Origin of the sequence: Streptomyces sp. NPDC127084, assembly GCF_042724175.1 — a bacterium.
GTDB lineage: Bacteria > Actinomycetota > Actinomycetes > Streptomycetales > Streptomycetaceae > Streptomyces.
On record NZ_JBHXFA010000116.1, the window covers coordinates 801 to 7,867 of the forward strand.

Annotated in this window: 6 protein-coding genes; 4 read left to right on the forward strand and 2 right to left on the reverse strand. The window is 70.5% G+C overall.

Annotation, left to right across the window (positions count from 1 at the left end):
* Positions 1–149: 149 nt before the first annotated feature.
* Complete coding sequence (locus ACFWI9_RS24180) at positions 150–1,886, reverse strand: MFS transporter (RefSeq protein ID WP_387165088.1); 1,737 nt, start codon at positions 1,884–1,886, stop codon at positions 150–152.
* A 236-nt stretch (positions 1,887–2,122) separates the two neighbouring features.
* Here ACFWI9_RS24180 and ACFWI9_RS24185 point away from each other — a divergent pair, with 236 nt between their 5' ends.
* Positions 2,123–3,232 (forward strand): winged helix DNA-binding domain-containing protein, encoded by a 1,110-nt coding sequence (locus tag ACFWI9_RS24185; RefSeq protein ID WP_387165089.1) that lies wholly within the window; start codon positions 2,123–2,125, stop codon positions 3,230–3,232.
* A gap of 198 nt (positions 3,233–3,430) precedes the next feature.
* Here ACFWI9_RS24185 and ACFWI9_RS24190 read toward each other — a convergent pair whose 3' ends face one another.
* Positions 3,431–4,480: a Ku protein gene (locus ACFWI9_RS24190; RefSeq protein ID WP_387165091.1), complete on the reverse strand. Its 1,050-nt coding sequence runs from the start codon at positions 4,478–4,480 to the stop codon at positions 3,431–3,433.
* A gap of 60 nt (positions 4,481–4,540) precedes the next feature.
* Here ACFWI9_RS24190 and ligD point away from each other — a divergent pair, with 60 nt between their 5' ends.
* The 3 genes from ligD (at position 4,541) to ACFWI9_RS24205 (ending at position 6,956) form a co-directional block, all read left to right on the forward strand.
* Entirely contained in the window at positions 4,541–5,425 is an 885-nt protein-coding gene (gene ligD, locus ACFWI9_RS24195) for a non-homologous end-joining DNA ligase (RefSeq protein ID WP_387165093.1), read from the forward strand.
* A gap of 44 nt (positions 5,426–5,469) precedes the next feature.
* On the forward strand, positions 5,470–6,408 hold the full coding sequence (locus tag ACFWI9_RS24200; RefSeq protein ID WP_387165115.1) for an ATP-dependent DNA ligase: 939 nt from the start codon (positions 5,470–5,472) through the stop codon (positions 6,406–6,408).
* 116 nt (positions 6,409–6,524) lie between these two features.
* On the forward strand, positions 6,525–6,956 hold the full coding sequence (locus ACFWI9_RS24205; RefSeq protein ID WP_387165095.1) for a nuclear transport factor 2 family protein: 432 nt from the start codon (positions 6,525–6,527) through the stop codon (positions 6,954–6,956).
* The last annotated feature ends 111 nt before the right edge of the window (positions 6,957–7,067 follow it).

Sequence of the window (7,067 nt, forward strand, 5' to 3'; positions counted from 1 at the left end):
CGGTGCCCCGACCCCAACCCGCGGCGGCCCCCGCCGCCCGCGGCCGGTGCCCTCCTCGTTGTGGTGCGCGTCGCCGGACTCGTCCAGGTGACATGGCCGGTCAGAACAGTGCCGGTCAGGTCAGCGCCGGACGGTCGGCGCCGCTCGGATCAGCCCTGGCCTGGTGCGCTCACCCGGCGGGGCAGCGCGCCCGCCGCGAGGAAGGCGACGACGATGAAGCCGAGACCCGTGTACAGCGTGAACTGGAAGGCGCCGGAGAAGGTCTGCGCACCCGCCTGCTGCTCGTAGGACCGCACCACGGCGACGGCCTTCTCGTTACCACGGACGGCCGGTGCCACGCAGTCCGCCGGCTCGGTCGAGGCGTTCTCCCCGCCGAAGCGCTCGTTGACGCAGTGCTGGTAGGCCGTGGTGGCGGCGCCGAGCTGCTCGGCCGGGACACCGGCCGCGACCAGCTCCTGGCGCAGCTTGGGTGCCAACTCGTCCGCGCTGCTCGTCGCGGCGGAGCCCAGCGGGGCGAAGAAGGACAGCGAGACGACGGCGATACCGATGGTGAAGCCGAGCTGCTGCATGGTGTTGATGAGCCCGGACGCCGATCCCGCGTCCTCGTGCGGCACGTCCTTGAGGCCGAACAGGGAGATCGGGGTGGCGGCGGCACCGAAGCCCAGACCGATGACGAACAGGGCGGGGACGATGTTCCAGCTGGTGATATCCCCGTCGCTGCTGCCGTTGATCCACAGGAACAGGCCGAGACCGAGGGCGATGCCCACCGCACCCGCCTGCACCACAGTGCGGCCGAACTTCGGGACCAGCGCGATCACCGAGGCGGAGGCCGTGATGAACGCACCGAACGCGAAGGCCAGCAGGGTCACACCGGCGCGCAGCGCGCTCCAGCCGAGACCGAGCTGCATGTACATGTACAGGGCCAGCATGAACATGCCGGTGAAGGTGAAGCAGGCCAGCATCAGTCCGAGTGCCGAGCTGAAGCTGCGTGCCTTGAACAGGTTGAGCGCCACCAGCGGCGAACCGTTCGTCAGGCTCCTGCGGCGCTCGTACGCCACGAAAGCGATGAGCACCGCGATCCCGGCGACCATGGAGACGAAGGCCCACGCCGGCCAGCCGAGCTCACGGCCGAAGGTCAGCGGGGTGAGCAGCAGCAGCAGACCGAGGGTGGCGAGGAAGACACCGGGGAGGTCGACACGGAGCGCGTGCGGCGCCTTGGACTCGGGGATGTACTTGAGGCCGAGGAAGAACCCGACGACGCCCAGCGGCACGTTCACCAGGAAGATCGGACGCCAGTCCCAGCCGAAGATGTTGGCCGCGACGATCACACCGCCGATGAGCGGGGCGACGGTGGCGGCGATACCGCCGACGGTGCCGTGGACGGCGAAGACCGTGCCCTTCTCGTTGTCCGGGAAGGTCACGTGGATGATGGAGAGCACCTGCGGCACCATGATGCCCGCCGCGGCGCCTTGCAGCAGCCGGGACGCGATGAGCATCTCGGGGTTCATGGCGATACCGCAGAGCAGGGATGCGATGGTGAAGCCCGCGACACCGAGCAGGAACATCTTCCTGCGGCCGTAGATGTCACCGAGTCGACCGCCGGTGATCAGCATCAGGGCGAACGCCATGACATAGCCGGCGGTGATCCACTGGACGGCGCCGTAGCTGGCGCCGAGGTCGTGCTGGATGGTCGGGATGGCCACGTTGACGATGCTGCCGTCGAGCATGTCGAGGAACGTGGCGACGGTCATGATGACGAACGCCGCCCAGCGGCGCTTGTCCGGGGCGGGCGAAACCCCCGCCCCGGAGGGCTGCACCGCGACGGCTTCGGCCGGAGGCGGAGACTCGCTGTCGGTGTCCGTCGGCCGGATGTTGGTGGAGGTCACGTCTCACTCCTCGTGCTGACAGGTGGTCATCACTCGGTATAGCCAGCGCGGTTGGAGCCCCACTCGAATATGCCTGGAGTACTTAAAGGAATACGCGGGCGTGGCGAGCGCTGGTCGGAGGCCGATTCGAGACGCGCTCCAGGCACCCGCGAGCGGAACAGGGCAGAGTGGGGGGCGCACCGCATGTCCTCCGCCGCGTCTCACGGCACTCCAGGCACCGCCACAGGGGGCGTCCCATGACCACGCTCGGCCCACGCGCCCTGAACCGCGCGCTGCTGGAACGCCAGTTGCTGCTGCGCCGGCATCCGCTGACGGCGGCGGAGGCGATCGCCCGACTCGTCGGTATGCAGGCCCAGGCGCCCGCGCCGCCCTATGTGGGCCTGTGGACCCGGCTGACCGGCTTCCGCCACGAGGAACTCGCCGAGTTGCTCACCGGGCGGGCAGCGGTCCGTGTCGCTCTGCTGCGAGCCACCGTCCATCTGGTCACCGCCGATGACTGCCTGGCGCTGCGCCCGCTGGTGCAGCCCGTGCTGGACCGGCAGGTACGCGGTGTGGCGAGGTTCGCCAAGGCGGTCGCGGACCTGGCACCCGACGACCTGGACGCGGCTGTCCGGGAGGCGCTGGCCGATGAGCCGCTGACCACCAAGGAACTGGGAGCGGCGCTGGCCGCGCGCTGGCCGGAGCGCGATCCCGACGGGCTGGCGAACGCGGCCCGCGGGCAGCTCCCGCTGGTGCAGGTGCCGCCGCGCGGCATCTGGGGCGTCGGCGGTCTGACCCGGTACGCGACGGCGGAGTCCTGGCTGGGTCGGCCGCTGGGCACCGGAGCGACGGTGGACGACCTGGTGCTGCGCTATCTGCGTGCGTACGGCCCGGCATCGGTCAAGGACATCCAGATGTGGTCCGGGCTGACCCGGCTGCGCGAGGTGGTCGACCGGCTGGGCTCGCGGCTGCGGGCTCTCCGGGACGAGGACGGGCGGGAACTGTTCGATCTGCCGGACGCGCCGCTGCCCGATCCCGACACCGAGGCACCGGTGCGGTTTCTGCCGGAGTTCGACAACGTGCTGCTCGCGCACGACGACCGCTCCCGCATCCTGGACGAACGGCGGCGGTCGGCGATCTTCACCCGCAACGGCATCATCCGGGCGACGTTCCTGGTCGATGGGTTCGTGGCGGGTATGTGGCGGGTCACCCGAGAGCGCGGCACGGCGACCCTCGTCCTTGAGCCGTTCGGGCGATTGCCACGGGCGTCCCGCAAGGCGCTGGAGCAGGAGGGGGCGGAGCTGCTGGGGTTCATGGCGCCTGAGGCGCCGGACCATACGGTGAGCGTCGAACCGCTCCCGTCCTGAGGGCGCCGAAGCCACTGACCGGACTGCCCGCACTGCCCGCACTGGCCGGAGCGGCGGCACGCGTCGACGAGGCGGCGCCTTCGCCGTCTCGGCTGCGGATGCGTTCGCCTGATCGCCGACAGCCCCGCTCTGCCCATCCGGCTGTGCGATCCGTGTGATCTGCGTGCCCACGGACGCCGAGCCGGGACCGGCCCGCCGTCAGGAGGCCTTCTTCCTGGGCGTCGCCTTCTTGGCCGTGGACTTCTTGGCCGTGGACTTCGCGGTCGAGGATTTCGCCCCCGACGCCTTCTTGGCGGCGGTGGACTTCGTCGACGGTGACGCGGCGGCCTTCTTCGCCGCGGACGTGGCCGTGGACTTCTTGCCGCCTGTCTCCTTGGGCGTGGTCTTGGCCGCCTTCGGGCCCGGCTTCGCGGCTTCCTTACGGGACCTCAGCTCCGTGACCTCCCCGCCGGCCGCCTCCGCTTCGCCGCCGCGCGCCTCCTTCGCCGCCCGGACGCTGCTCTCCAACGCGGCCATCAGGTCGATGACCTTGCCGCCGGCGGCGGCCGGACCGCGTTCCGGCTCCAGCTCCACGCCCTCCGCCTTGGCTGCGATCAGCTCCTCGACCGCCGCCCGGTAGTCGTCGTGCAGCGAGCCGAGCTCGACTTCGCCGAGCGTGGCCATGAGGGCGTCCGCGAGGTCGAGCTCGGCGTCGCGGATCGTCACCTCGGTCTCCGGGGCCACGCCCTCGGGCTGCCGGATCTCGTCCGGCCAGAGCAGCCCGTGCATGGCGATCACATCGCCGACGACCCTCAGCATGCCCAGCCGCTCCCGCCCCCTGAGCGCGAATTTGGCCACCGCCACCTTCTTGCTCCGTTTGAGCGCCTCGCGCAGCAGCGTGTAGGGCTTGGCCGCCGGGACCCCGTTCGCGGAGAGGTAGTACGCCGTGTCCATCTGGAGCGGGTCGATCTGGTCCGCGGGCACGAACGCCACGATGTCGATCGTCTTCGCGGTCGGCAGCGGCAGCGAGGCGAGGTCCTCGTCCGTGATCGGGATCATCGTCCCGTCGGCGTCCTCGTACGCCTTGCCGATCTCCGCCGTCGGGATCTCCTCGTCCTCCAGCTCGCAGACCTTGCGGTAGCGGATCCGCCCTCCGTCAGTGGTGTGGATCTGCCGGAAGGAGACCGAGCGGTTCTCGGTTGCGTTCACCAGCTTGATCGGGATGCTGACCAGCCCGAAGGAGATCGCGCCGTTCCAGATGGATCGCACGTGCCATCCCTTTCATATGGAATTCAGAGTGTTGAGATACATGTATGGGATTCTCATCGTATGACGCCCATCACAGAGGTGGAGGGGCGGCGCCTGGCGCTCAGCAACCTGGAGAAGGTCATCTATCCGGCGACCGGAACCACCAAGGGGGAGCTGCTGCATTACTACGCCATCACCGCCGAGCCGCTCCTCGCACACCTGAGGGATCGCCCGCTGTCGTTCCTGCGCTACCCGGACGGCCCGGACGGCCAGCGGTTCTTCACCAAGAACCCGCCGCCCGGCACCCCTTCCTGGGTGCGCGTCGCCGAGGTGCCCCGCTCCTCGCGCGAACGGGGCGAACAGGTGGTCGTGGCGAATCTGGCCGGGCTGATCTGGGCGGCGAATCTCGTGGTGGAATTTCACACTCCGCAGTGGCGGGTGGAGGAACCCGCCAGGGCCGACCGGATGGTCTTCGATCTGGACCCCGGCGCTCCGGCCACCGTGGTCGACTGCTGCGAGGTGGCCCTGTGGCTGCGGGGACGGCTCGGCGCGGACGGCCTGGCCGCCTACGCGAAGACCTCCGGCTCCAAGGGCCTGCACCTGCTGGTACCGCTTGAACCGACGCCGTCCGCCGAGGTGTCGGCCTACGCGAAATCCCTTGCCGTCGAGGCGGAGGCGGAGCTCGGCGGCCTCGTGGTGCACCGGATGGCTCGGGCGCTGCGCCCCGGGAAGGTGTTCGTCGACCACAGCCAGAACGCCGCCGCCAAGACCACGGCGACGCCGTACACACTGCGCGCCCGGCCCGCGCCCACCGTTTCCACCCCCGTGACCTGGGAGGAGATCGAAGAGTGCGACTCCCCCGATGAGCTGGTGTTCGAACTGGACGACATCGCGGTGCGGCTCGAACGGTACGGGGATCTGCTGGCGCCGCTGTTCGATCCCGAGCATGCGGGCGGCCTGCCGTGAACACCCGCACCGCACGGGAAGGGGCAGGCACGCTCAGGCCACCGCTGAAGGTGGCGCTCGCCGAGTCGGTGGCAAGGCTGCCGCGCGGCGAAGGGCTCGCGTACGAACCGAAGTTCGACGGCCATCGCGTCCTGGTCTTCGTCTCGGGCGGCGAGGTCACCCTCCAGGCCCGCTCGGGGCGGATCGTGACAGCCGCCTTCCCCGACCTGGCGACGGCCGCCCGCGCGCTGCCCGACGGCACGGTCCTGGACGGCGAGGCGGTGGTCTGGAACGGGGGACGGATCGACTTCGCCGCCGTACAGCGCCGGGCTGCCGCCACGGCATCCCGGGCGGGGCTTCTCGCACGCCGGCTGCCCGCCTCGTATGCCGCCTTCGACCTGCTCGCGACCGGCGGCGAGGACCTGCGCCCTACTCCGTACGCACATCGCAGGGAACGCCTTGTCGACCTTGTCGGGCCGCTGGGCCCACCGCTCCAGCCGGTGCCGATGACCACTGACCCGCGGACCGCTGCGACCTGGTACGAGACCCTCGTCGCGAGCGGGATCGAAGGGCTGGTGGTCAAACGGCTCACCGGGCCCTACCGGCCGGGCGCCCGGGACTGGCGCAAGCTGCGGCACACGGCAGTCCAGGACGCCGCCGTGATCGGTTTCACCGGTACGCGGGAGCGCCCCAGCGCGCTGGTGCTCGTACTGCCGGACGACGACACGCCCGTGGTGTCCGGCCCGCTTCCGCCCGCTCTGCGGGGCACGGTGGGGGCGGTGCTGGCCGCGCACACGGTCCACGCGGCCGGGGCGGTCGGCCCGGCGGAAGAAGGTGCGACGGAAGAAGGTGCGACGGGAGCCACCTCGACGGCGACCGCGATCGGGGTGGGTGAGGTGCCGTACCGGGCAGTGGCGGAGGGACTGACGGCGGAGGTGGAGCGGGGGACCACTCGGCACACGGTGTCGACCGTCCTGCGGATCAGGGACGACCTACCGATCTGATCCCCCACGGATCCTCGTGATTTCTCCACTCCCGCCATTAATCAAGTTTGACTACTTGCCCTTGCGAGCAGTACGGTTCCGCACACGTAGTCAAACTTGACGAGAGGAATCCATCGATGATCCAGCTTCCCGAGACCGGCTACACCCCGACAGCCGATGAGCTCGCGGGCATCGAGGAGTGGTTCGCGGAGTACGACGCGGCCAGCGGCCGTCGGGACATAGAGCGGATGGCCGAGATGGCGGTCTTCCCGCTCAATCTGGTCAGCGATGACTCCGCCGGTCAGGGCGTCAGCGCCCAATGGGGCCGGGAGCAGTTCACCGCCGCCATGAGCCAGGTGATGGGAGAGGGTTCGCAGGACATCACCTTCACGTCGACCCGCACACCCGTGTTCCTCACGGCGGCGATGGCGGTGGTCTTCACCGACTCCGTCATGACCATGGACGGCACCGAGCAGCGGTTGCGCTACGCGGACATCCTGATCAGGCGCGACGGGAAGTGGGCCTTCCAGACGATGCTCCAGGGCGGCTGGGGCGACAACATGCGCTGATCGCAGTCGCGGGGGGGGGGGGGGGCCGCCGGCCGCCCGCCCCCGCCGGGCGGCGCGGCCGCGGGGCCCGCGGGCCGCCCCCCCGCCGCCGGCCCCGCGCCCGCGACCGCG

Excerpts from the sequence above, each read along its gene's own strand:
- ACFWI9_RS24185 (WP_387165089.1), top strand. The coding sequence starts at position 2,123 with ATGACCACGCTCGGCCCACGCGCCCTGAACCGCGCGCTGCTGGAACGC.
- ligD (WP_387165093.1), top strand. The coding sequence starts at position 4,541 with ATGACGCCCATCACAGAGGTGGAGGGGCGGCGCCTGGCGCTCAGCAAC.
- ACFWI9_RS24205 (WP_387165095.1), top strand. The coding sequence starts at position 6,525 with ATGATCCAGCTTCCCGAGACCGGCTACACCCCGACAGCCGATGAGCTC.